19 protein-coding genes and 1 pseudogene are annotated in these 21716 nt (G+C 58.2%); 13 read left to right on the forward strand and 7 right to left on the reverse strand.

All coding sequences use genetic code 11. The features are described 5' to 3' along the window. Positions 1 to 11 precede the first annotated feature (11 nt). From GA0061101_RS24950 to GA0061101_RS24965, 4 genes are read left to right on the forward strand one after another with little or no spacing between them, the layout of a single operon-like run. The gene (locus tag GA0061101_RS24950; protein WP_047555726.1) at positions 12 to 440 is read left to right on the forward strand and encodes an organic hydroperoxide resistance protein; all 429 of its coding nucleotides are present in this window, start codon (positions 12 to 14) and stop codon (positions 438 to 440) included. Beyond that, positions 437 to 1618, forward strand: coding sequence for a thiolase family protein (locus GA0061101_RS24955; RefSeq protein ID WP_092575374.1), 1182 nt, complete (start codon positions 437 to 439; stop codon positions 1616 to 1618). The genes GA0061101_RS24950 and GA0061101_RS24955 overlap by 4 nt, the downstream gene beginning before the upstream one ends. Continuing rightward, positions 1615 to 2856 carry an SDR family NAD(P)-dependent oxidoreductase gene (locus GA0061101_RS24960; RefSeq protein WP_092575377.1) on the forward strand — a complete coding sequence of 414 codons (1242 nt, stop codon included), beginning with the start codon at positions 1615 to 1617 and terminating at the stop codon, positions 2854 to 2856. The genes GA0061101_RS24955 and GA0061101_RS24960 overlap by 4 nt, the downstream gene beginning before the upstream one ends. Next, a complete protein-coding gene (locus GA0061101_RS24965; protein ID WP_092575380.1) occupies positions 2853 to 3644 on the forward strand; it encodes a cyclase family protein in 792 nt (263 codons plus the stop codon). The genes GA0061101_RS24960 and GA0061101_RS24965 overlap by 4 nt, the downstream gene beginning before the upstream one ends. Here the strand turns inward: GA0061101_RS24965 and GA0061101_RS24970 are convergent. Then, positions 3623 to 4165: a winged helix DNA-binding protein gene (locus GA0061101_RS24970; protein WP_052224397.1), complete on the reverse strand. Its 543-nt coding sequence runs from the start codon at positions 4163 to 4165 to the stop codon at positions 3623 to 3625. The two genes, GA0061101_RS24965 and GA0061101_RS24970, sit on opposite strands and share 22 nt — an antisense overlap. Positions 4166 to 4262: 97 nt before the next feature. On the opposite strand from GA0061101_RS24970, the gene GA0061101_RS24975 reads away from it, so the two are divergent. Beyond that, positions 4263 to 5069 carry an aspartate/glutamate racemase family protein gene (locus GA0061101_RS24975; RefSeq protein WP_047640615.1) on the forward strand — a complete coding sequence of 269 codons (807 nt, stop codon included), beginning with the start codon at positions 4263 to 4265 and terminating at the stop codon, positions 5067 to 5069. A gap of 506 nt (positions 5070 to 5575) precedes the next feature. Here GA0061101_RS24975 and GA0061101_RS24980 read toward each other — a convergent pair. Beyond that, complete coding sequence (locus GA0061101_RS24980; RefSeq protein WP_047555735.1) at positions 5576 to 6352, reverse strand: SDR family oxidoreductase; 777 nt, start codon at positions 6350 to 6352, stop codon at positions 5576 to 5578. A 53-nt stretch (positions 6353 to 6405) separates the two neighbouring features. Further along, positions 6406 to 7299 carry an aldose 1-epimerase gene (locus tag GA0061101_RS24985; RefSeq protein ID WP_092575383.1) on the reverse strand — a complete coding sequence of 298 codons (894 nt, stop codon included), beginning with the start codon at positions 7297 to 7299 and terminating at the stop codon, positions 6406 to 6408. 282 nt (positions 7300 to 7581) lie between these two features. Here GA0061101_RS24985 and GA0061101_RS24990 point away from each other — a divergent pair, with 282 nt between their 5' ends. The 8 genes from GA0061101_RS24990 (at position 7582) to yjfF (ending at position 16983) form a co-directional block, all read left to right on the forward strand. Next, positions 7582 to 8565 (forward strand): arabinose ABC transporter substrate-binding protein, encoded by a 984-nt coding sequence (locus GA0061101_RS24990; protein ID WP_092575386.1) that lies wholly within the window; start codon positions 7582 to 7584, stop codon positions 8563 to 8565. A gap of 73 nt (positions 8566 to 8638) precedes the next feature. After that, a complete protein-coding gene (gene araG, locus GA0061101_RS24995; protein ID WP_092575412.1) occupies positions 8639 to 10144 on the forward strand; it encodes an L-arabinose ABC transporter ATP-binding protein AraG in 1506 nt (501 codons plus the stop codon). A gap of 16 nt (positions 10145 to 10160) precedes the next feature. Then, positions 10161 to 11117 carry an L-arabinose ABC transporter permease AraH gene (araH, locus tag GA0061101_RS25000; RefSeq protein WP_092575389.1) on the forward strand — a complete coding sequence of 319 codons (957 nt, stop codon included), beginning with the start codon at positions 10161 to 10163 and terminating at the stop codon, positions 11115 to 11117. A 180-nt stretch (positions 11118 to 11297) separates the two neighbouring features. Beyond that, positions 11298 to 11999 carry a FadR/GntR family transcriptional regulator gene (locus GA0061101_RS25005; RefSeq protein WP_245297565.1) on the forward strand — a complete coding sequence of 234 codons (702 nt, stop codon included), beginning with the start codon at positions 11298 to 11300 and terminating at the stop codon, positions 11997 to 11999. A 378-nt stretch (positions 12000 to 12377) separates the two neighbouring features. Beyond that, the gene (gene ytfQ / locus GA0061101_RS25010; protein WP_092575418.1) at positions 12378 to 13340 is read left to right on the forward strand and encodes a galactofuranose ABC transporter, galactofuranose-binding protein YtfQ; all 963 of its coding nucleotides are present in this window, start codon (positions 12378 to 12380) and stop codon (positions 13338 to 13340) included. Between the two features lie 129 nt (positions 13341 to 13469). Next, positions 13470 to 14993 (forward strand): galactofuranose ABC transporter, ATP-binding protein YtfR, encoded by a 1524-nt coding sequence (gene ytfR / locus GA0061101_RS25015; RefSeq protein ID WP_092575392.1) that lies wholly within the window; start codon positions 13470 to 13472, stop codon positions 14991 to 14993. Then, a complete protein-coding gene (locus GA0061101_RS25020; protein WP_037190980.1) occupies positions 14990 to 16018 on the forward strand; it encodes an ABC transporter permease in 1029 nt (342 codons plus the stop codon). The genes ytfR and GA0061101_RS25020 overlap by 4 nt, the downstream gene beginning before the upstream one ends. Continuing rightward, positions 16015 to 16983: a galactofuranose ABC transporter, permease protein YjfF gene (gene yjfF / locus GA0061101_RS25025; RefSeq protein WP_092575395.1), complete on the forward strand. Its 969-nt coding sequence runs from the start codon at positions 16015 to 16017 to the stop codon at positions 16981 to 16983. The genes GA0061101_RS25020 and yjfF overlap by 4 nt, the downstream gene beginning before the upstream one ends. A 330-nt stretch (positions 16984 to 17313) precedes the next feature. Here yjfF and GA0061101_RS25030 read toward each other — a convergent pair whose 3' ends face one another. The 4 genes and pseudogenes from GA0061101_RS25030 to GA0061101_RS25045 form a co-directional block, all read right to left on the reverse strand. After that, on the reverse strand, positions 17314 to 19572 hold the full coding sequence (locus GA0061101_RS25030; RefSeq protein WP_092575398.1) for a bifunctional diguanylate cyclase/phosphodiesterase: 2259 nt from the start codon (positions 19570 to 19572) through the stop codon (positions 17314 to 17316). A 253-nt stretch (positions 19573 to 19825) separates the two neighbouring features. Then, positions 19826 to 20197: a response regulator gene (locus GA0061101_RS25035; protein WP_092575401.1), complete on the reverse strand. Its 372-nt coding sequence runs from the start codon at positions 20195 to 20197 to the stop codon at positions 19826 to 19828. Positions 20198 to 20267: 70 nt separating this feature from the next. Further along, entirely contained in the window at positions 20268 to 21320 is a 1053-nt protein-coding gene (locus GA0061101_RS25040) for a sensor histidine kinase (RefSeq protein WP_092575421.1), read from the reverse strand. Positions 21321 to 21535: 215 nt separating this feature from the next. Then, positions 21536 to 21716, reverse strand: a pseudogene (locus tag GA0061101_RS25045) (IS701 family transposase); the annotation flags it as partial.

The raw sequence follows: 21716 nt of genomic DNA on the forward strand, positions 1-21716 counted from the left end.
AGGAGATCCGTATGACACCGGAAAAAATTCTCTATGAAACCGCTGTCACCGCTTTCGGTGGCCGGGACGGCAAGGCGCAAAGCGCCGATGGCAGTTTTGTGGTCGATCTTTCCGTGCCGAAGGGGCTTGGCGGGCCGGGCGGGGAGGGCACCAACCCTGAACAACTGTTCGCTGCCGGCTATGCTGCCTGCTTCCTCGGTGCGGTGAAGCTGGTCGCGCGCACCCGGAAAATAGCGCTTGCCGACGACGCGTCGGTGACTGCCAAGGTCGGCATCGGCCCGGTGTCAGTCGGCTATGCGCTCGCGGTCGAACTCACGGCTTCGCTGCCGGGCATCGACAGAGCTCTGGCGGAGGAGATCGTTGCCGGCGCTCACGAGCGTTGCCCCTATTCCAATGCCACGCGCGGCAATGTCGATGTGGTTCTGACGGTGGCCGGATGACGGCTTCGCGCCCCCGCAAATCCTATGAAGGCGTGGTTCTGGCGGTGCCGGTGGCGGTGCCCTATGAGCGATATTCGATCGAGAGCGCGCATTGGTGGATCGGTCGGGCGTTACGAACGCTGGCAGACGGAGCGGGCATCAGCCATCGGGAATTCGACGGCTTTGCGGTCTCGAGCTTCACCATGGGACCGGATGCGGCGATCGCGCTGACGCAGCATTTCGGCCTGACGCCCCGCTGGCTGGATCATCTGCCAATGGGCGGTGCCTCCGGCATCGTCTCGATCCGGCGTGCGGCCCGCGCCGTGCAGGCGGGTGACGTGAATATCGTCGCCTGTGTCGCGGCCGATACTAATCAGGTCGACACGTTTCGCAAGACGCTCGCCAGCTTCTCCCGCTTTGCCCAGGACGCCTCCTATCCCTATGGCGCTGGTGGACCCAATGCCAGTTTCGCGCTGATCGCTCGGGCCTACATGGATCGCTACGGCGCTACACGCGAGGACTTCGGCAAGCTGTGCGTCGCGCAGCGCGACAATGCGCTGCGCTATCCGCATGCGCTGATGAAGAAGCCGCTGACTTTGGAGCAGTACATGTCGGCACGGCCGATTGCCGAGCCGTTTCATCTCTTTGATTGCGTCATGCCCTGCGCCGGCGCCGAGGCTTTCCTGGTCATGCGCGAGGAAACCGCAGTATCGCTCGGCCTTCCTTTCGTGCGGCTGCTGTCGGCGATCGAGCGGCACAATGCTTTCCCCGATGATGCCGTGCAGACCCGCGGCGGGTGGGTGATGGATCGCGACGAGCTCTATGGCATGGCCAGCCTGACGCCCGATGATATCGACTTCGTGCAGACCTATGACGATTACCCGGTCATCTCCATGATGCAGTTCGAGGATCTCGGTTTCTGCGGTAAGGGCGAGGGGCCGGATTTCGTGCGCCAGCACACATTCACGATCGACGGTTCCTTTCCGCACAATACCTCGGGCGGGCAGCTCTCGGTGGGACAGGCGGGCGCTGCCGGCGGCCATCTCGGCATCGTCGAGGCCATGCGCCAGCTTCTGGGCTCGGCGGGCGGCACACAGGTGGCGGACGTCAAGGTCGGCCTCGTGTCCGGTTTTGGTATGATCAACTACGACCGCGGTCTGGCATCCGCGGCGGCGATCCTGGCGAGGCAATCGGTATGACCCGTCCGCTCGCAAAACCACTACGCAAGAACCCGCTTTCCCGCACCAAGGTGCCCTTGCTGCCGCCATCGGCGCGTAGCCGCAAGGCGCAAGGGCTGACGCTTGCAGCCGCCACGGGCCGCTTCATGCTGCAATGCTGCGCCGAATGCGGAACATATGCTTATCCGCCGCGCGACGCCTGCCCGCGCTGCCTGTCGGCAGCACTTCCCTTCGTCGATGCGCCGACAGGCGGTACGCTGCTTTCCAAGACTTCGGTTGAGGTTACCAGTGATCCCTATTTTCGCGAGCATATGCCGTGGCGGGTGGGGCTCGTTCAGCTCGATTGCGGGCCAAGTGTGGTCACGCATCTGCATGGCGATTGTGCCGGCACCGGTAGCCGGGTGACGCTGTCGCTGCAACTCGACAAAAGCGGCCAGGCCGTTTTCTTTGCCAAACCCGTTTCGGAGACGCCGCACATGGAAGACGATCCTCAATGGCGTGAAATGACAGCCGACCCGAAGTATCGGCGTATGCTGATCACCGACGGCCGCAGCCCCATGGCACTGGCTCTGGCCGCCGCACTGAAGAAGGCGGGTGCGTCCACGATTTATGTCGGCATCGCCAACCGCTGGAAGCTATTTGACGGCCAGTTGCAGCTCGAGGCGATCGACGGTGTCGAGATCGTCGATCTCGACCTCACAAGCGAGCGGTCGGTGCAGGAGCTGGCGGCCGATATCGGCGCCAAGGTCGAAGTTCTCATCAATACGGCCGACCATGTGCGGCCTGCCCATCTTTTCGACGCGGGCGCTGCCAATACCGCGCGCGACACAATGGATCATACTGTCATGGGTCTGATGCGCCTTGCCCAATCCTTCGGACCGGTAATGCGGGCGCGCGGCGCGGACGGTGTTGCCGCGGCCGCCTGGGTCAATATCCTCTCGGTGCACGCGCTCAGCAGCGACCCGCAATTCGGCGTGCATTCGGCGGCGCATGCCGCCTGCCTATCCCTCTCGCAATGGCTGCGCACGCAGCTTCGTCCCGGTGGTGTGCGGGTGATCAACGCCTTTGTCGGGCCGCTCGACACGGAGTGGTTCCAGACTGTGCCGCCACCCAAGGTCGCGCCCAAGACGCTGGCCGATGCTATTGTCGACGGGCTGAAGCGTGGGCTTGAGGATATCTATGTCGGCGACGTCGCCAAGGATCTTTATGCGCGGCTTCTCGATAATCAAAAGGCCGTCGAACGCGAGGCGGAACAATGAGCGTCGATATTCTCGAAACTCTGGCTGGTTCGCTTGCCAGCGGTGACATCCGTGTGGTGGATCTCACCCATACGCTTTCACCGGACTTTCCTATCATCGTCATGCCACCGGAGCTGGGCCAGTCCGCACCCTTCCGCATGGAACGTATTTCCCGTTACGATGCCAGCGGGCTGGCCTGGTACTGGAACAACCTCTCCTTCGGTGAGCATACCGGCACGCATTTCGATGCGCCGATCCACTGGTATACGGGCCGTGATCTGCCGCTAAATTCCGTCGATACATTGCCGCCGACGGATATGATTGCGCGGGCCTGCGTCATCGATTGCTCACGCGAAAGCGTCGGAAACGCCGATTTCCTGCTGACGGTTGCCGATGTGATGGTGTGGGAAGAGCAGCATGGTCAAATTCCGCCACGCTCGTGGGTGTTGCTTCGCACTGACTGGTCGAAACGCAATGGTGCAGCTTATGCCAATCTCCTCGGCGATGGTGCGCATACGCCGGGGCCGAATGCCGAGGTCATGCAATGGCTAGTGACCGAGCGCGACATTCTCGGCTTTGGGACCGAGACCATCGGGACCGATGCCGGGCAGGCGGGCCATTTCTCGCCGCCCTATCCGGCGCATCACTATCTGCATGGCGCCGGGCGTTACGGGCTGCAATGCCTTGCCAACCTCGACCAATTGCCGGCGACGGGCGCGATGATTTTTGCTGCGCCTCTGAAGATTCAGGGCGGATCTGGAAGTCCTCTACGCGTGTTGGCCCTGGTTCAGTCGCGCTCGACGGGATGAGGGGCGATCGCCACGCGCCTGGCAGCGGTATCGTAGAAGCTCGTCAAAAGCTCCAGCATTTCGGTCGCATCGCCGAGCCCTTTTTCCGCGTGATCCATTTTCTGGATGAGCGAGATCAGCAAATGCCGGCGCAGGGTGCGGTAGTCCTGCGTCAGCTTGCTGCCTTTGCGTGTCGGCACATAAAGTGTGTCCTTGCGCGACCGGCCCTTCACTCGCTCGATTAGCTGTAGGGCCTGCAATTTCTTGATCGCATATTGAATGTTGGCGGTGTCGTCGCGGCCGAGGAGGCGGGAGATTTCGGCAAGGCCCTTCGGCTTGTTGCGGTAGCGGATCGTATGAAGGACGGCGGTGTCGAGGCCGCTGAGGCCAGACCCGGCAAGCTCGCTGGCACATTCCGACTGCCAGCGCACGAAGGCGGCGGAAATCCGCCAGAGCGACCATTCAAATTCGGTCAGCGCCGCTTCCGCCACTTCCGTCGCCGTCTCGTCGAGTGGAATTTCGTTTGCTGTAGGCGAATTCATTTGGTTCTCCAGAGTGGATATGGCTACGATTAAAGCCTTAAATTCCCGTTTTGACGAGAGCAAAACGACGCGTGACAACGAACAGGACGAGGGAACAATGCGCATATTCTGGCAAAGCTTCATCGACGCCACGGCCAGCGCCACTTACATGCATAAGCTTTCGGACTACCTGAACGGCATCGCCGAGCCCGGTACGACAGTCGAGGTTTTCGGCATCAGTCCGCCGGACCGGCACTTCGGGCGGCTGGCGGAATTCCGTTGCGCGGCGATCGCGATAGACAACGGGCTCGAAGCCGAAAAGCGCGGCTATGATGCGGTGGTTCTCGGCCATTTTCAGGATCCCGGCCTTTTCGAGCTCAAATCGGCGGTGAGCATCCCGGTGATCGGCGCAGGCGAGGTCTCGATGCACTATGCCGCCCGCTTCGGACGGCGCCTCGCGCTTGTCACCCTCGATGACGTCTTTCAGACCTGGCACTATGAGCAGGCTGATCTCTACGGACTGGGCGACCGGGTGAAGCACGTGGTGGGGATGAATTGCGCGCCATCCGATTTCAGCGCCGCCTTTGCCGGCGACGATGAGGCGCGCAAACGTATGCTTGCAGCCTTCAGTGCCTGTGCCGAACCGCTTGTTCGCGATGGCGCCGATGTCGTGGTGCCGGCCGGCATCCTGCCCGGCCTGCTGGTCGGCGGCGAATATGGCTTCAAGGTGCTGCATGCGCCGGTCGTCAATCCAGCTGCGGTGACCTTAAAGAGCGCCGAAATGGATGTGCGCCTGCGGAAACTCAACGGCATCGACGTGAGCCGCGGCCCCTTCTGCTCGCTCGCAACGTCGGAAGCAGTCAAGGATTTCCGCAGCTTCGTCGCCCATGGCCGGCAGACGCCGTTGTTTTCAGACGACGTCTGAATGATCTCATCCGATCGTTGGCGTCAGCGCCCGCACGGCCGAAGCGGCCATGATCTTGCCGGCTTGCGGCATTCAGTCGACTGACGGCGGCGAAGGTGCGGCTTTGTGTGGAATTCCTAGCCACGAGGCTCAAGGTGCAGGCGGCATTAATGCCTTTCCTTGAGGAGCGCTTGCGATAGCATCCGGGATGCTTCTCCGGATTTAACCGTGAAAAGCTGCCAATTGTGCAGCCCCTCGATAAGGTCCTCGGTCGACTGTGTGTTCGCCGTCTGACTGCGTGCAGAAATACGCCATATGCTGGCCACCGTATCGGATCTGCTTCCAGCCTCGTTCAAAATGCCCGATCGTTCCTGATGTCGTTTCCAAGTCGCGCCACGCAACCCTCAATCTTGGCCAGCAGGATCTCGAAATCGATCGGCTTGGTTCCTTCGACATCATTGGATGGTTTCGGCAATAAGCTCTCGTTTACACTGCAGGCGCATTCGCAAACTGGAGAATTCCTTAGACTATTGGTGCTGCATGACGCTCAACCCGCCGTCCACAGTCAGGCAGGTTGCATTCATGAAGGGGCATTCGTCCGAGATCATGAAAACCGCAGCCATGGCGATCTCTTCGGGTGTTGCGATGCGGCCGCCCGGATGAAGCTTCATCGTTTCGGCCTTAGCTTTTTCCGGATCCGGGAAACTATTCCAGTAATCCACGACTTTCTGCGTCGCGACATAACCTGGAGCCAGGGCATTCACGCGAACGTTCTTCGAAGCATATTCGATCCCCAGCGACTTGGTCATTCCCAGAAGGGCGTGCTTGGCGAGCGGATAGGGAAAGGTGTGCGGAATGATCGTGAAGGCATGCGTCGAGGCGATGTTAAGGATCACGCCGCCACCGTTGTCGATCATCTGTGGCAGCACGGACCGGCAGCAGTTCCAGGCCCCCTTGAGGTTGATGTCGAAGCAGCGCTGCCACTCCTCATCCGTTGATTGCAACGGTTCCGCAAATACATTGACGCCAGCATTGTTGACGAGCGCATTGAGGCTGCCGATCTGCTTGTCTGCCTCGGCGATGGCCGCCTTTATAGCGGCCGCGTCGGTAATGTCGGTGGCTTGGTGGCCGAGGATGGCGCCCTTCGCCTTCAGTTCAGTAGCCGTTTGCGCAAGAACCGATTCATCGCGGTCGACAAGGAAGAGACGTGCGTCTTCAGCCGCGAAAGCCTCTGCGATTGCCCGTCCAATTCCCTGAGCAGCGCCTGTGATAAAGACCCTTTTGTCAGAAAGGCGGTTGGGCATCCTGTATTTCCTCTTCAAGCATTGCTGAACATGGTGGGCGGTCAGGATTGGCATTATCCCGGGATTTCGTGGGGTTGCAGCCGGATTGAGCCCTCAAGACCTTCCCCGTGGTGCAGAACCTTCAGATCGCCCAGACCCGGCAGGTTATGGCCGTTGGCCAAATGGGACATTGGCTCGAAGCAGAAGTAGTCCCGGCGAAATTCGGGGTCAAACTTGCTATCCGAAAGAAAAATGAACGTATGCTGGAAAAGTGGGTCCGCGGTCAGGGTGAGGGCCGTGCGGTTTTCCGGCCAGGTGATTTGCGCCTCGCCGCTCCAGCCCTCGAAGCCGTTGTTGATCCAGCGGTTGGGCAAGGGAGACGGCCGCGAAAAGTCGAGCTCGGTCGGAATGCCGGCCGGCTTGCCAGGCAGCCAGCCGGCGGTCTCGGTCCAGTAGCGCTGCGTCTTCGCGCAAAGCGTCGTCTGCTCGGTCAGCGGAAAGAACGGATGCCAACCGAGCCCGAAGGGCAGGGCATCTTCGCCGGTATTCTCCAACCGCATATGCAGCCTCAGCCCGTCGGCAGACAAAGTGATGGTCTGTCTCACGTCGTAGCTGTAAGGCGTCCCCTGTCCTTGGTGGCGGTAACCGATCTGCACTTCGTTGAGGCTGCGGGACAAAAGCGACCATTCGCCCAACCAGCCGTCGCCATGAAGATAATGGGCGTCCCAGGACGTGTTGGGCAAAAGCGAGTAGTTGCGACCCCCGAATGCGAAACGGTTGTTGCGGACGCGATTGCCGAAGGGGACAAGCGGATAACAGGCGGAGGAACGTGCATCGGCAGCGTCCTGCGCGGGTCTCAGAAGCGGGATCTTGCGGCCATCCACCAACCAGGAGAAATCGAGCAACAGGCCGCCCGACGTCGAAACACGGGCCGAAAAAGAGCCCGCCTGCAAGTCGATGAGAGCCATTGAGCGGCTGCCTTTCCCGGGCTGATCCTGAATGCGCGGCACCCTATATTTGGTCGGGTGAAAGTCAATATATATGTACTATTTATTTCTATGGTTCGCTGGATGTATTCCGCTCAAATCCTTTCAATGACAGGGAAATGAGACATTTTCCTCAAGATTGACCGCTAGAAACCGCGCTCATAACCAGAAAAATCATACACAAATATTGACTGGTATGATGTTTCTTTTTATTCAATATCGGCTGCCGATGCGTGGCAGACCGAGATTTTCAGGGAGAGAGACATGCGTTTGTTCAAAGCAGCCATCGTGGCTGGCACGTTAGCCGTTTTGGCGGCTGGCTCCGCTTTTGCAGAGGACGTCAAGATCGGCTTCATCGTAAAGCAGCCGGAAGAGCCGTGGTTTCAGGACGAATGGAAGTTCGCCGACCAGGCCGCCAAGGAGAAGGGCTTTACCCTCGTCAAGATCGGCGCCGAGGATGGTGAAAAGGTCCAGTCGGCAATCGACAACCTCGGTGCGCAAGGCGCCCAGGGCTTCATCGTCTGTACACCAGACGTCAAGCTTGGCCCAGGCATTGTCGCCAAGGCCGCGGCCAATCAGCTGAAGCTGATGACGGTCGACGACCGCCTGGTGGATGCCAACGGCAAGCCGCTCAAAAATGTTCCCCATATGGGCATTTCGGCCTCGAAGATCGGCGAAACTGTGGGGCAGGCAATCGTGGACGAGGTAAGGAAGCGCGGCTGGGATTTGAAAAGTGTCGGTGCGATCCGCGTTTCCTACGACCAGCTTCCGACGGCAGTTGATCGCGTCGAAGGCGCCATCTCCGTGCTGAAGGCAGCAGGCTTGCCGGCTGCGAACATCTATGACGCCCCGCAGGCGAAGACTGATACCGAAGCGGCTCTCAATGCTGCCACGACGGTTCTCAACAAGCATGCCGACGTGAAGTATTGGGTTGCTTTCGGCCTTAATGACGAAGCCGTGCTCGGCGCCGTGCGCGCGTCTGAATCGGTCGGTATCGCGGCCGACAACATGATCGGCGTAGGCATCGGCGGCGCGGATTCGGCGATCAACGAATTTAAGAAGCCTTCGGCTACGGGCTTCTTTGGCACCGTCATCATCTCGCCGAAACGCCATGGCTATGAGACTGCGCTCGATATGTACGACTGGATCGCCAACGGCAAAGAGCCGCCGAAGCTGACGCTGACCTCCGGTTCCCTAGCGCTACGCGGCGATTACGAAAAAGTCCGCAAGGGTCTCGGCATCGAATAATCATCCACACAAGATGATTTTTAATCCCGGCGGCGTCATCAACACCGCCGGGTTCTTCCCCGATGGAGCGATGATGGCCTTCCTCGAATTCAACAATATTTCCAAAGGTTACCCCGGTGTCCAGGCGCTTTCCAGCGTCTCCTTCGACGTGGAGAAGGGGGCGATCCACGGATTGATGGGCGAGAACGGAGCCGGCAAATCCACGCTGATCCGTATTTTGTCCGGCGATCAGGCCGCGGATCAGGGTAGTATTCTCATTGGCGGCGAGGAACAAAGGTACGGGTCGACCCGCGATGCGTTCCATGCGGGCGTCATCGTCATCCATCAGGAGCTTCAGCTGGTTCCGGAGCTCACCGTTGCCGAGAATCTCTGGCTCGGGCGCTTTCCGAGCAAGGCCGGGGTGATTGACAGCAAGACGCTGATCCAAACCGTTCGCGCCAAGCTCGACGAGATCGGCATCGATGTCGATCCTTCCGCCAAGGTTTCCGCGCTTTCGATCGGCGCCCGCCAGATGGTCGAGATCGCCAAGGCGGTGATGCTGGATGCCCGGGTAATCGCGTTGGACGAGCCGACGTCGTCGCTGTCGTCGCGCGAAAGCGAGATTCTGTTTTCCCTGATCGACAGGCTGAAGGCGAAGGGCGCGGTCATCCTTTACGTTTCGCACCGCCTGGACGAGATTTTCCGGCTTTGCGACAGCCTGACCGTCCTGCGCGACGGCAAACTTGCCGCTCATCATCCAGATATCGGCGAGACGACACGTGAGCAAATCATCGCCGAAATGGTTGGCCGCGAAATCACCAATATCTGGGGCTGGCGCGAACGGCCGCGTGGCGATATCCGCCTCGACGTCAAGACTCTGTCCGGTTCAAACTTACGCAATCCGATCAGCTTTTCTGTCCGCAAGGGGGAGATCCTCGGTTTCTTTGGGCTGATCGGCGCGGGGCGAAGCGAGATGGCGCGGCTTCTATACGGTGCCGATCATCGCCATCAGGGTACCGTCACTATTGACGGCGTTACCGTTTCGCCCGGCAATCCGAAGGCGGCGATCAATGCAGGCATGGTTCTGTGCCCGGAAGACCGCAAGTTCGACGGCATCATCCAGGGTCGGTCGATCGAAGAGAACGTCACGATCTCGTCAAGGCGACATTTCTCTCCCTTCGGGATATTGAACCCGAAGAAGGAAGCCTCCGTCGCCGATCAGTTCATCGCCAAGCTCAAGGTTCGCACGCCGTCCCGCAAGCAGGACATTATCAATCTTTCGGGCGGCAATCAGCAAAAGGTCATCCTCGGCCGCTGGCTTTCGGAGCAGGGCATCAAGGTGCTGGTGATCGATGAGCCGACCCGCGGCATCGATGTCGGCGCCAAATCGGAGATCTATGAGATTCTTTATGAGCTGGCGGCCGGCGGAATGGCGATCGTCGTCATTTCGAGCGAGCTTCCCGAAGTCATGGGTATTTCCGATCGCATCATCGTCATGTGCCAGGGCCGCGCCGCGGCCGATGTCGCGCGCGCCGATTTCGATGAGCGCAGAATTCTGACTGCCGCCCTCCCCGATAAGAACGCCGCCGGCACAATTTAATTCAGGAATTATAACGATGAACTCGGTGAAAAAAATCCTTCTCGGCGAACAGGGCCTCGTGGTGATCTTCGCCATCGCCTTTGTGATCGTCTCGATCTTCGTTCCGAGCTTCCTGACGGAGCGCAATATGCTCGGTCTGCTGCAGTCGGTGGTGACGATTGGCATCGTCGCGTGCACGATGATGTTTTGCCTGGCGTCGCGTGACTTCGATTTGTCCGTCGGTTCTACCGTCGCCTTCTCGGGCATGATTGCCGTCATGGTGTCGAACTCGACCGGCTCGATCCCGCTCGGCCTCGTCGCAGCACTGATCTGTGGCAGCATTGTCGGCGTCGTCAACGGAGTCGTTATCGCCAAGTTCCGCATTAACGCGCTGATCACGACGCTCGCCACTATGCAGATCGTCCGTGGGCTGGCGCTGATCGCTTCCGATGGGCGGGCCGTCGGCATTAACGATCCGGCCTTCTATCAACTGGCCCTCTCCCGCTTTCTGACGGTGCCGACGCCGATTTGGATTATGGTCGTCCTCTTCATCATCTTTGGTTTCGCTTTGAACCGCACCGTCTTCGGCAAGAATACGCTAGCGATCGGCGGCAATCCCGAGGCCTCGCGCCTTGCCGGCGTCAATGTCGTCAACGTGCGCATCTGGATCTTCGCATTGCAGGGCCTTGTGTGTGCCATTGCTGGCATTCTGCTTGCCTCACGCATCACATCGGGCCAGCCGAATGCCGCAACCGGGCTTGAGCTTTCGGTCATCTCGGCTTGCGTGCTCGGTGGCGTGTCGCTCGCGGGGGGCAGGGCGGCGATGACCGGCGTGATCGTTGGGGTCCTCATCATGGGTATCGCCGAAAACGTCATGAACCTGCTCAACATTCAGGCTTTCTATCAATATCTGGTGCGTGGCTGCATTCTTCTGATTGCCGTCCTTCTCGACAATTTGCGGTCGTCGGCCGCTGGGCGTGGTGCTCGATTGTGACGAACGATCAGATTCCTTGGGAGAAGTCCGCAGACCTTGCAATTGCGCATTGATGCCGGAGCGTGGCACCGCTCATGATCTTGGTCGGGCCAGCGGAAGGGAGTGCAGGTGAAGAGTACGCGTTTTGGATCTCCGCGAGCGACGCATGTTGATACGCAACCTGCACAGGGAAGGCGTAGCGTGCGGGAGGAGTTGCTGAAGAAATTGATTGGACAGATCGTCTCCGGAGATATTGTCGAAGGTTCCCTGCTTCCCAATGAGGCGGAGCTTTCCGAGGTGTATGGTGTCAGCCGCACCAGCCTGCGGGAAGCCATGCAGTATCTGTCGGCATTGGGAATGGTCCGGTCGCGCACGCGCGCTGGGACCAATGTTCTGCCTCGTGAGAACTGGAACTATCTGGATCCGCTGGTTCTGGATGCGACGCTGGAGCTCAGCAATGATCGTAGCTTTTATGAATCATTGCTCGATGCTCGACAGCTGCTGGAGCCGGCCGCGGCAGCGCAAGCCGCTGCGAATGCCACGGCAAAGCAATTGGCACAGATTGCTGAGGCTTTCGAGGACATGGTAGCCGCAAACGCACGCGACAATGAAGCATGGAGCCAGGCAGACCTCGAGTTTCATACCGCGATCATCAATGCCAGTGGAAATTGGGTCTTTCGCCAATTCGCGACTGCCATCCGGGCCGCGCTGCTTGCGAGTTTCCGACTGACCAACCGCGCCAGCCAGTCGCATGAATATGCGATTGCGCGGCATCAGGACGTGCTGGATGCGATCCGAATGCGAAGGCCGGATGCTGCTCGCATCGCCATGGAGCAGCTAATAGGCACTGCGCGGATTGAACTCAGCGATGCACTGCGCGAGAGTAGGCCAGAGGGAAAATAGGAGCGCAAGCGCCTTAGCCAATTTCCTCTCCTCTCGTCACGCTGTTAAGTCTTGTGTTTTCTTGACCCATTTCGATCGAGTGAACCGCGAGCCAGTTCAAAGCTCCTGCGCCGGATGGGTTAGCAAATGTTGACGAGGGCGCTTTAAACACCGAAAGGCGACGGCACGGTCGGACGCCCCGTTCACTAAAGCGGATCACGCGCGAAACTGGCCATGCCCGTTCATTACACCTTCACATCGACCCTTGGTGACTGTTACCATGCCGTCCGCATGACACATCTTTTTGTTGCATCGCATCATCGAATACTGATTTACAAAAGTATTACTATATGATTTTTTGACTGCGGGCCTGAGAAGATGGGCCTTTGGGAGGATATCATGAAGTTGAAGACTGCACTGATCAGTGCCACGATTCTTGCTACCTGCATGTTCACAGCCGCATCGGCAAAGCAGCTGGTCGTCGGCTTCTCGCAAATCGGTTCGGAATCCGGTTGGCGTGCCGCTGAAACGACCTTGACCAAGCAGGAAGCTAAAAAGCGCGGCATTGATCTCAAGTTTGCCGATGCGCAGCAGAAGCAGGAAAACCAGATCAAGGCAATCCGTTCCTTCATCGCACAGGGCGTTGACGCAATCTTGCTGGCGCCAGTCGTCGAAACGGGTTGGGATGCCGTGCTGAAGGAAGCCAAGGAAGCCAAGATTCCGGTTATTCTGCTCGACCGTACGGTCAACGCGCCGAAGGACCTTTATCTGACCGCCGTCACGTCCGACTTGGTTCATGAGGGTAAGGTTGCCGGCGACTGGCTCGTCAAGACGGTCGGCGACAAGAAGTGCAATATCGTTGAGCTGGAGGGCACGACTGGCTCCTCGCCGGCCATCGCCCGCAAGAAGGGCTTCGAGGAAGCCATCAAGGGTCACGACAACCTGAAGATCGTTCGCAGCCAGACGGGCGACTTCACCCGCTCCAAGGGCAAGGAAGTCATGGAAAGCTTCCTGAAGGCTGAAAACGGCGGCAAGGACATCTGCGCCCTCTACGCCCACAACGACGACATGGCCGTCGGCGCCATCCAGGCGATCAAGGAAGCAGGCCTGAAGCCGGGCAAGGATATCCTGACTGTCTCGGTCGACTCGGTTCCGGATCTCTTCAAGGCGATGGCCGCCGGCGAGGCGAACGCGACGGTGGAGCTGACACCGAACATGGCTGGTCCGGCCTTCGATGCGCTCGATGCCTATCTGAAAAACAAGAAGGAGCCGCCAAAGTGGATCCAGACCGAGTCCAAGCTCTACACGCAGGCTGACGATCCGCAGAAGGTCTATGAGCAGAAGAAAGGCCTCGGCTACTGAGACGAGGGGCGACCGCACCGGGCGAACAATTCAGCCGATGCAGTCTCTTACATCGAATGCCGGCGCATCATCTGTATGCGCCGGCTATCGCTTTCGAATATTGGCTCAACCCAAGGACATTCACGCTTCATGGCTCACGACGTCGAGCGACTTCTGACAGCGACAGGCTTTTGCAAATATTTCCCAGGCTCGACCGCCCTCGATCATGTCGATTTCACTTTGATGCGCGGAGAAGTCCATGCGCTGCTCGGTGAAAACGGAGCGGGAAAATCGACCTTGATCAAATGCATGACCGGCGCCTATCGCCGAGATGCAGGCACTTTGGTTCTCGATGGCACTGAGATTGATCCGCATGATACGCTCGCAGCCCAGAAGCTCGGTATTGGAACGGTTTACCAGGAGGTGAATCTGCTCCCGAACCTGAGTGTGGCGGAGAATCTGTTTCTCGGTCGCCAGCCGAGGCGCTTCGGCTTGGTCAGCAACCGCGTCATGAACGGCATGGCCAGGGATCTGCTGGCGCAATACGGCATAGACATCGACGTTGGCCGTCAGCTCGACCGGTTCTCGGTCGCCATCCAGCAGGTGATCGCGATCGCCCGTGCCGTCGATCTCTCCGGCAAGGTCTTGATCCTGGACGAACCGACCGCAAGCCTCGATACGCAAGAGGTCGCCATGCTGTTCGGCATCGTCAGGCGGCTGAAGCAACGTGGCTTAGGGATTGTTTTTATTACGCATTTTCTCGAGCAGGTTTATGAAATCTGCGATCGAATCACCGTTCTCCGCAACGGCCGCCTGGTCGGCACGCGGAATGCGGAAGGACTTTCACGGCAAACCCTGATTGCCATGATGCTCGGCCGTGAGCTTGCGCAGGCGGAGAGCGCCGCAAAGCAGGTCACCAACGAAAGCGGGCCGGTAAAGTATCGCTTCGCGAATTTCGGCAAGCGCGGCAAAATCAAGCCCTTCGATATGGAGGTGCGTGGCGGCGAAGTGGTCGGCATCGCCGGTCTGCTCGGGTCTGGCCGCACCGAGACCGCCGAGGTACTCTTCGGCGTCGAACGATCAGACAGCGGCGAGGCGACGGTCGAAGGCAACAGCGTTACGCTTTCCAGTCCGCGCGCCGCCATCAAGAACGGTTTCGGCTTTTGCCCGGAGGACCGCAAGACAGACGGCATCATCGGCGATCTTTCCATCCGCGAAAACATCGTCATGGCCCTGCAAGCGCGTCGTGGCTGGGCGAGGCCTCTGGCGCGCAGCGAACAGAACGCCATCGCCGATCGCTACATCAAGGCACTGGATATCCGCACGACCGACCGTGAGAAGCCGATCAGGCTTCTGTCGGGTGGCAATCAGCAGAAGGCGATCCTTGCGCGGTGGTTGGCGACCAACCCAAGCTTCCTGATCCTTGATGAACCGACGCGCGGCATCGACGTCGGCGCGCATGCGGAAATCATCCGCCTCATCGAAGATCTTTGCCAGCAAGGCATGTCGCTGGTGGTCATTTCATCCGAACTGGAGGAACTTGTCGCCTATAGCTCGCGCGTCATCGTCCTGCGGGATCGCGAGCACATTGCCGAGTTGACCGGCAGCGAGATAACCGCCGGAAATATCGTCGAGGCCATTGCCACCACTCAAAATACCCGTGAGGACGCATGATCTCGCAAATTAAGGCATCCCTGTTTCGCTTGATGCCGCAGCTTATTGCGCTGGCGGTCATTCTTCTGTTGAATTTCATTATGTTCCCGCAGTTTTTTCATCTGGAAATTCAAAATGGCAGACTCTACGGGAGCGTGATCGACGTGCTGAATCGCGGTGCGCCTGTCGCGCTGCTATCCATCGGCATGACGTTGGTCATTGCCACCAAGGGGATTGATCTTTCGGTCGGTGCGGTCATCGCGATTTGCGGCGCGGTAGCCGCAGCTTCAATCGTTGCAGGCTATTCGCTTGCCTATACCCTGTTGCTGACGATCGGCGTGGGTTTGGCGTGCGGCCTCTGGAATGGCTTTCTCGTGGCTGTGCTCGATATCCAGCCGATCATTGCAACACTGGTGCTGATGGTGGCTGGCCGCGGCATAGCGCAATTGATTACCGAGGGCATGATCCTCACCTTCAACAATGACGGGCTGATCTTCCTAGGCAGCGGCGCCTTTGCCGCGTTGCCCATGCCCGTGGTAATCTGGGTGCTCGCGGCGCTTGTCGTCATCCTGTTGGTCAGGCGCACGGCGCTTGGCATGCTGGTCGAAGCGATCGGCATCAATCGCCGGGCAAGCACGCTCTCCGGCATCCAGACGCCGGTGCTGCTGATCGCCGTCTATGCTCTGAGCGGCCTTTGTGCTTCCATCGCCGGTATCATCGTTTCGGCCGACATCAAGGGCGCGGATGCCAACAATGCCGGCTTGTGGCTCGAGCTGGATGCGATCCTCGCCGTGGTCGTCGGCGGCAACTCGCTACTTGGCGGTCGCTTCAGCATTGTCGGTTCGTTGATTGGGGCGATGATTATTCAGTCGGTCAATACAGGCATCCTTCTGTCCGGTTTTCCACCGGAGTTCAATCTGGTCATCAAGGCAATCATCGTTATCGTCATTTTGGTCATCCAGTCTCCTGCCCTGCAGTCCGCCACCGCGTTCTTCCAGCGGCGCCGAGGCGAGGGACAGATGGTCCATAAGGAGCAGGCGAAGTGAATTCGAAATATCTTCCACTGCTCGCGACGATCGTCATCTTCATCCTGGCCTATGCGGGTTGCGTGGCGGAGTATCCGAACATGCTGTCGACGCGGGTGGCCGGCAACCTGTTGACCGACAACGCCTTCCTGGGGATTGCCGCGGTCGGCATGACATTCGTGATCATTTCGGGCGGCATCGACCTGTCGATCGGTTCGGTCATCGCCTTTACCGGCGTTTTCCTGGCGATCATCCTGCGGGACACCTCGATCCATCCGCTGTTGGCTTTTGCTCTCGTGTTGCTGATCACTACGATCTTCGGCACCGGCATGGGCGCCATCATCCACTATCTCAGCATGCCGCCCTTCATCGTAACGCTGGCCGGCATGTTTCTGGCGCGGGGAATTGCCTTCGTGATCTCCATCGACAGCATCCCGATCGAGCATGATTTCTATTCGCGGCTCAGCGATCTCTATTGGCTGATGCCGGGCGGCGGTCGATTGACCTTGATCGGCGGCGTCATGCTGCTCGTCTTTGCCGGCGGCATTGTTCTCGCGCATCGCACGCGCTTCGGCGCCAACGTCTATGCTATGGGCGGCGGCGTGCAGACGGCCGAACTCATGGGTGTTCCGGTTGGCCGCACGACCATCCTGATATACGCCTTGTCCGGCTTTCTCGCCGGTCTGTCCGGAATCGTTTTTTCCATTTATACATCAGCAGGATATTCGCTTGCCACGGTCGGTGTTGAGCTCGACGCTATCGCAGCCGTGGTCATAGGCGGAACACTGTTGACGGGAGGCGCGGGGTTCGTTGGAGGAACCCTCATCGGAATCCTGATACAGGGCCTGATTCAGACTTACATCACCTTCGACGGATCGCTTTCCAGCTGGTGGACGAAGATTTTGATCGGCTTATTGCTGTTTGCATTTATTCTGATGCAGAAAGGCCTTCTTCTGCTTTCCCGTTTCAATCGACGTTACGTCTAAGGGAAGGGCGGTGCGGTAACATCAGCGGAGGGTAGATGTGGAATGCGTTGTCACGGACGTTGACTCGCAGTCCGGCGTAAAAAATCCGTTGCCGCTGGTTCGACTCCGCTCGAGAGCGCCGATTGTGGCTTTCTTAGCAGTCTCAGTTCGACAATAGCGATGCCGTTGTGGCTTTTGATCCGCTCGACAAGGCGTTGCGCGAGACCTTTGCGGCGCCTCCGCTGGCTGAAGCTCGAACCGAGCGATGAGGTCGCGGAGATTCACAATTTGTTTGACCAAGCCGTTTGTGGCTACGGTCAATTCCGGGGGCGAGGAAGCAGAGCCTAGCCTTTATCCCACCTCTGAAAGTTCTTTATCCTTCGGGCGGCAAAATTCGATCAACTGCTTTGAGCTCATTGGTCGTGCCAGAGCGTATCCCTGCAGAAAGTGGCAACCAAGATCTCTCAGGATATTCACGTGCTCCATTGTTTCCACGCCCTCGGCAACGATGTCGATGTTCTGCGACCGGCCGATTTCGATAATCGAGGAGACCAGACGCCGTTGAGATGGAGACGCGACAATCGGCTTGATAATTTCCCGGTCGATTTTAAGCCTTCGCGGCTCGAGCCTAAGTAAGCTTATGATGCTGGCATGCCCGGTGCCGAAATCATCGATCTCGATTTCAATTCCAAGCTCTTTGAGAGCTGGAACTATGTGATTGAGAACAGGCTGAAGATCATCGAAGGAGATTGTCTCCAGCAGCTCGAAACATAGGCGACCTCTCGCGAAGGGAAGTTCGGATAGCTCGGCAAGCAGATTTGCATCCACCAGCCGACGCGCAGAAATATTGACCGAAACACGCGGGATGCGCATTCCCAGGCTGTCCCATCTTGTAAGCTCGAACAGAGCCTTCTGCAGGATTAGCCTATCCATGTCGCCGGAACGTCCCAAATTTTCCGCGACAGCGAGAAATTTATCCGGGGCGAGCAGACCGTTTCGCGGGTGATCCCAGCGCGCAAGTGTCTCGACGCCGGCGATATCCAATGTGCTTGCATTGAACTGCGGCTGGAAAAATGCAACCAGTTCGTCGCAATCGAGCGCATGATTGAATTCATCCGCCAATTCCTTCGAACCGATTGCGGCGCTACGAAGCGCTTCGGTGAAAATGGCCGCGCGACCGCGGCCCACCTTCTTCGCCTCGTACAGAGCCAAATCGGCATCCAAAAGCAATTGGCTCAGGTCCTGCCCACGAGCATATTCAGTTTCCCAGGCGACGCCGACGCTTGCGCCGACCACACACTCCGAGCCATCAACGAATAGCGGCTGCTTGAGTGTATCGACAATCTGTTGGGCCAATTCGTTTGCCTTAGGCGCGGGATCGGCGCTCCAGGTTGCGAAGATGAACTCGTCTCCACCGATCCGAGCCGCTACGTCGTTTGGGCCGGCCAAATTGACAAGGCGCGAAGCCACTGCCTGCAAGACCGTATCACCTCCGGCATGCCCTTTCGTGTCGTTGATCTCCTTAAATCGATCCAGATCGATATGAATCAGTATCAGACAATCTTCTGGATCGGGCCTCGGCGATTGCGAGATCATCTGATCAATAAATCGGCGATTGGGAAGCCCCGTTAGTGCGTCATGCAACGACAGGTATTCGAGCCTTTGCCGCGCTCGAACGAGCTTTTTCTTGTGAAGGCGAAGTTTTTCAATGGTTCTTTGGCGTGATTTGGTCAGAAAGCCTACCCAAACAATTGGCGCAACGACACACAAAGACAATAGGCAAGCATAGAGCTCAAAAGTGGCCATGCCGCTGTTTTGGCCCCATCCGCCCTTAGGCACTGCGACAAGGGTCCATCGGCCATAAGTCATATCAACGGATGCCACGACCGGATTCTTCGAAAAAGTTTCCAGGTCGCCGAGAAAAACTTGTTTGGCCAACTTCGGTTCCGCTACGGCGCTGACGGCAATCTCAAGGTCGGTCGATTCAAGGCCACTATCTTGGTAGAGCCTTGGTATGTCTACGATTCCAGAAACAAGACCCCAGAAGATCTGGCTTGTTCTGTCATTGATATAGACCGGGCACCTGACCACGAAAGCCGTTCCGCCCTGCACGAGCTCCACAGGGCCCGTCAAAACGATATTGTGGGTGTTGCGCGCCAGCATTGCGCTATCCCGTTGCTTTTCGTTCGTTCGATAGTCGAGTCCGATCGCTTTTTCGTTTCCCTTTTCTGGATAAACCCACTTGACCACCATGCCGGGGGCTGCGGCGAAGCTTCGCAATTGTGAATCCGGCTGCAAAATCTCCGCGGCGAGTTTGGAGAAAGCGCTTTGGTCCATCGCCGGATTGACTGTGATACCGGCCGCCAGGCCTTGCAACAGTTTCACGTTGCCATTGAGGTTCGTCTGAAGCCGAGATGATATGGTGGCAAGCTCACCGGCAACAATTGAGCGTTCGTCGGCTACCGATCGTTCCAGCCTCCAGTTCGTTGCGACACAGACGACGAATACTGCAATAGTCGTCGCAAATATTGCCGGAGCAAATGCGCTGGTATGGCTTACTGCAGAACTCGCGAAGCCACGCAATATTTTTTGTTTTCTTCGAAACTTCATCAGATTGCCGGTATAGGAAACGGGCCTGCATCCTTACACAGTTTCTTTAAAGCAACGCTAAGTCCGCTAACCAACCTGCTATTGAGGAAAGCTGTGTGTGTTGTTGAGAAAGCGCCGTAAAGTTATCGGCCTCGGGTTAAAGTACCCTCGCAAATTCTCTCGTCCGAACGAGAGCCGCGACGTCGCGTGGGGTAAATATCAAGCTGGCGTGCGATGAGACTCCGCACGCCTTTGCTCGCGCAGACGTTCGAGATCAGTTTCCCAAAAGCATCGTGGCCATTGCGTTTGCGATGGCGTGATCGCCGTAAGGCTTCGAGAAGAATTGGCTTCCCTCAGGAAGGCTGCTCTCTTTGAGGATGGCCCTGCCGGAAGCAACGATCAATTTTACCGGCGGCCATCGGCTACGGATGTAGTGGGAGAGCTTGATGCCGTCCATCGTTCCGGGCATTTCCACGTCGGTGAAGACGAGGTCGATATCGGCCCTCGATTCCAGAATGCGAATTGCCTCGTCGGCGTTGCTTGCCTCGAGCGCCTCGTAGCCGGCGGATCGGACCAGGTCGATGGCGCCCATTCGAATTAGCGCGCTGTCTTCGACCACCAGGATGACCGCCTTGCCATTAAACATATGTCACTCGGTTTTGTGTGAGCCGGGAACCCTGGACTCAGTTGATAACGTTTCGGTGAAAGGTCAGTTCCTATGCGGCCGCTGGGATTCTGGTTCGACGGTCGGCATCCCCGCGATGACTGATGATCACTGCGGTTCCTGGGCTTGCGTCGTTCAACTTAATCTCACCCTGTAGGTTCCGGGCGAGGGCCTCGACGATGCCTGTGCCTAGTCCAGCCTTGGCAGCAACACTGCCATTGGGCATGCCTACGCCATCGTCAGCTACCGAAAGTGTCCAGTCGCTGCCGGTCGAGCGATAGTCGATCGCGATCCTTCCCGTCTGCTGGTCTATAAAGGCGTGTTTGAGAGCGTTGATCACCAATTCGGTCACGATAAGCCCCAGGCTGACGGAGACGTCCGCTTCGACGACGCTGTCATCCACCGTCACCGATATCGAGAACCGGCTCTCGTCAGCAATCATCGATGCGCCGAGGCTCTCGCAAAGCTGGGTGAAATAGCTACGAAGTTCGACATTACCGCCGCTCGATGTCGAGAGTTGTCGCTGAACGGCCGCAATCGACATCACTCGGTGATGGGCGTTGTGAAGATGTCCGCGCGCTTCCTCCGACTGCACCCGACGTGCACTCTGCATAAGGACGCTCGCAATGATCTGAAGGCTATTTGCGACGCGATGCTGGACTTCCTGTATCAGGATGGCTTTGTCCCGGACGAGGTCATCTTTCAGTTTTGCTTCGGCGCGCGCGTCGGTCACGTCGGAGAGGGCCACCAGCAGGCGGATATGGTCCTTGTTGCCGTCGTCAAGGATTTGCGCATTGACGACCAGTTGGCGTGTCTTCTGGTTTGGCCGCATAAGGTCAATTTCGTAGGCCTCAATCATCGCGCTTCCGGCTGCCGTCGCCTTCAGAAGAGAAGTGAGCTTGGGCATCGCCCATTCGCCGTTTCCAAGCTCACTCAGCGCCCTGCCGGGAATTGTCGCAGGATCGATCTCGAAGGTTCGGCAAAACGATGTGCTCGCCGCGATGACCTTCTGGTCTGCAGACAGGAACAGTAACGGCTCGTTTGATGAAACCACGACGGCAAGCGTACTCGCTGCCTCGAAATGGGCAATCGGTTCTTTGGACATGAAAATGGCCCTCATGGGCCGAAAACTCGCGTAGCGAATCATCACTCGGCAGGAGCGCCGTCAATACAAACCTTAGAATGACGCTCTAGCACTACTTTGGCAGAATTGAATTTAGGTTCATTTGGAACCTGATACGGCAGTGTGGACATCGTTGTGGTGGATGGTGGTTTGAGAGTGCGGCTATGACGGCACGCCGGACAGCTGGCAGTGTCGGCTTAGGCGGGCCGTGCCTCTTTCTTTTTTTCCCGCTTTGCCTTGTTGAGGCGCTGATGCTGAAGAAAGGCATAGGCAATCATCGTCATCAACGCGTGTCGGTGTAGGCCCTGCCATGATCGGCCTTCAAAGTGATCGAGGCCGAGTTCTTCCTTCATCTGCTGATGGGCCTGCTCGCAGACC

It is taken from the genome of Martinezella lusitana, assembly GCF_900094565.1.
GTDB classification, from domain to species: domain Bacteria; phylum Pseudomonadota; class Alphaproteobacteria; order Rhizobiales; family Rhizobiaceae; genus Rhizobium; species Rhizobium lusitanum.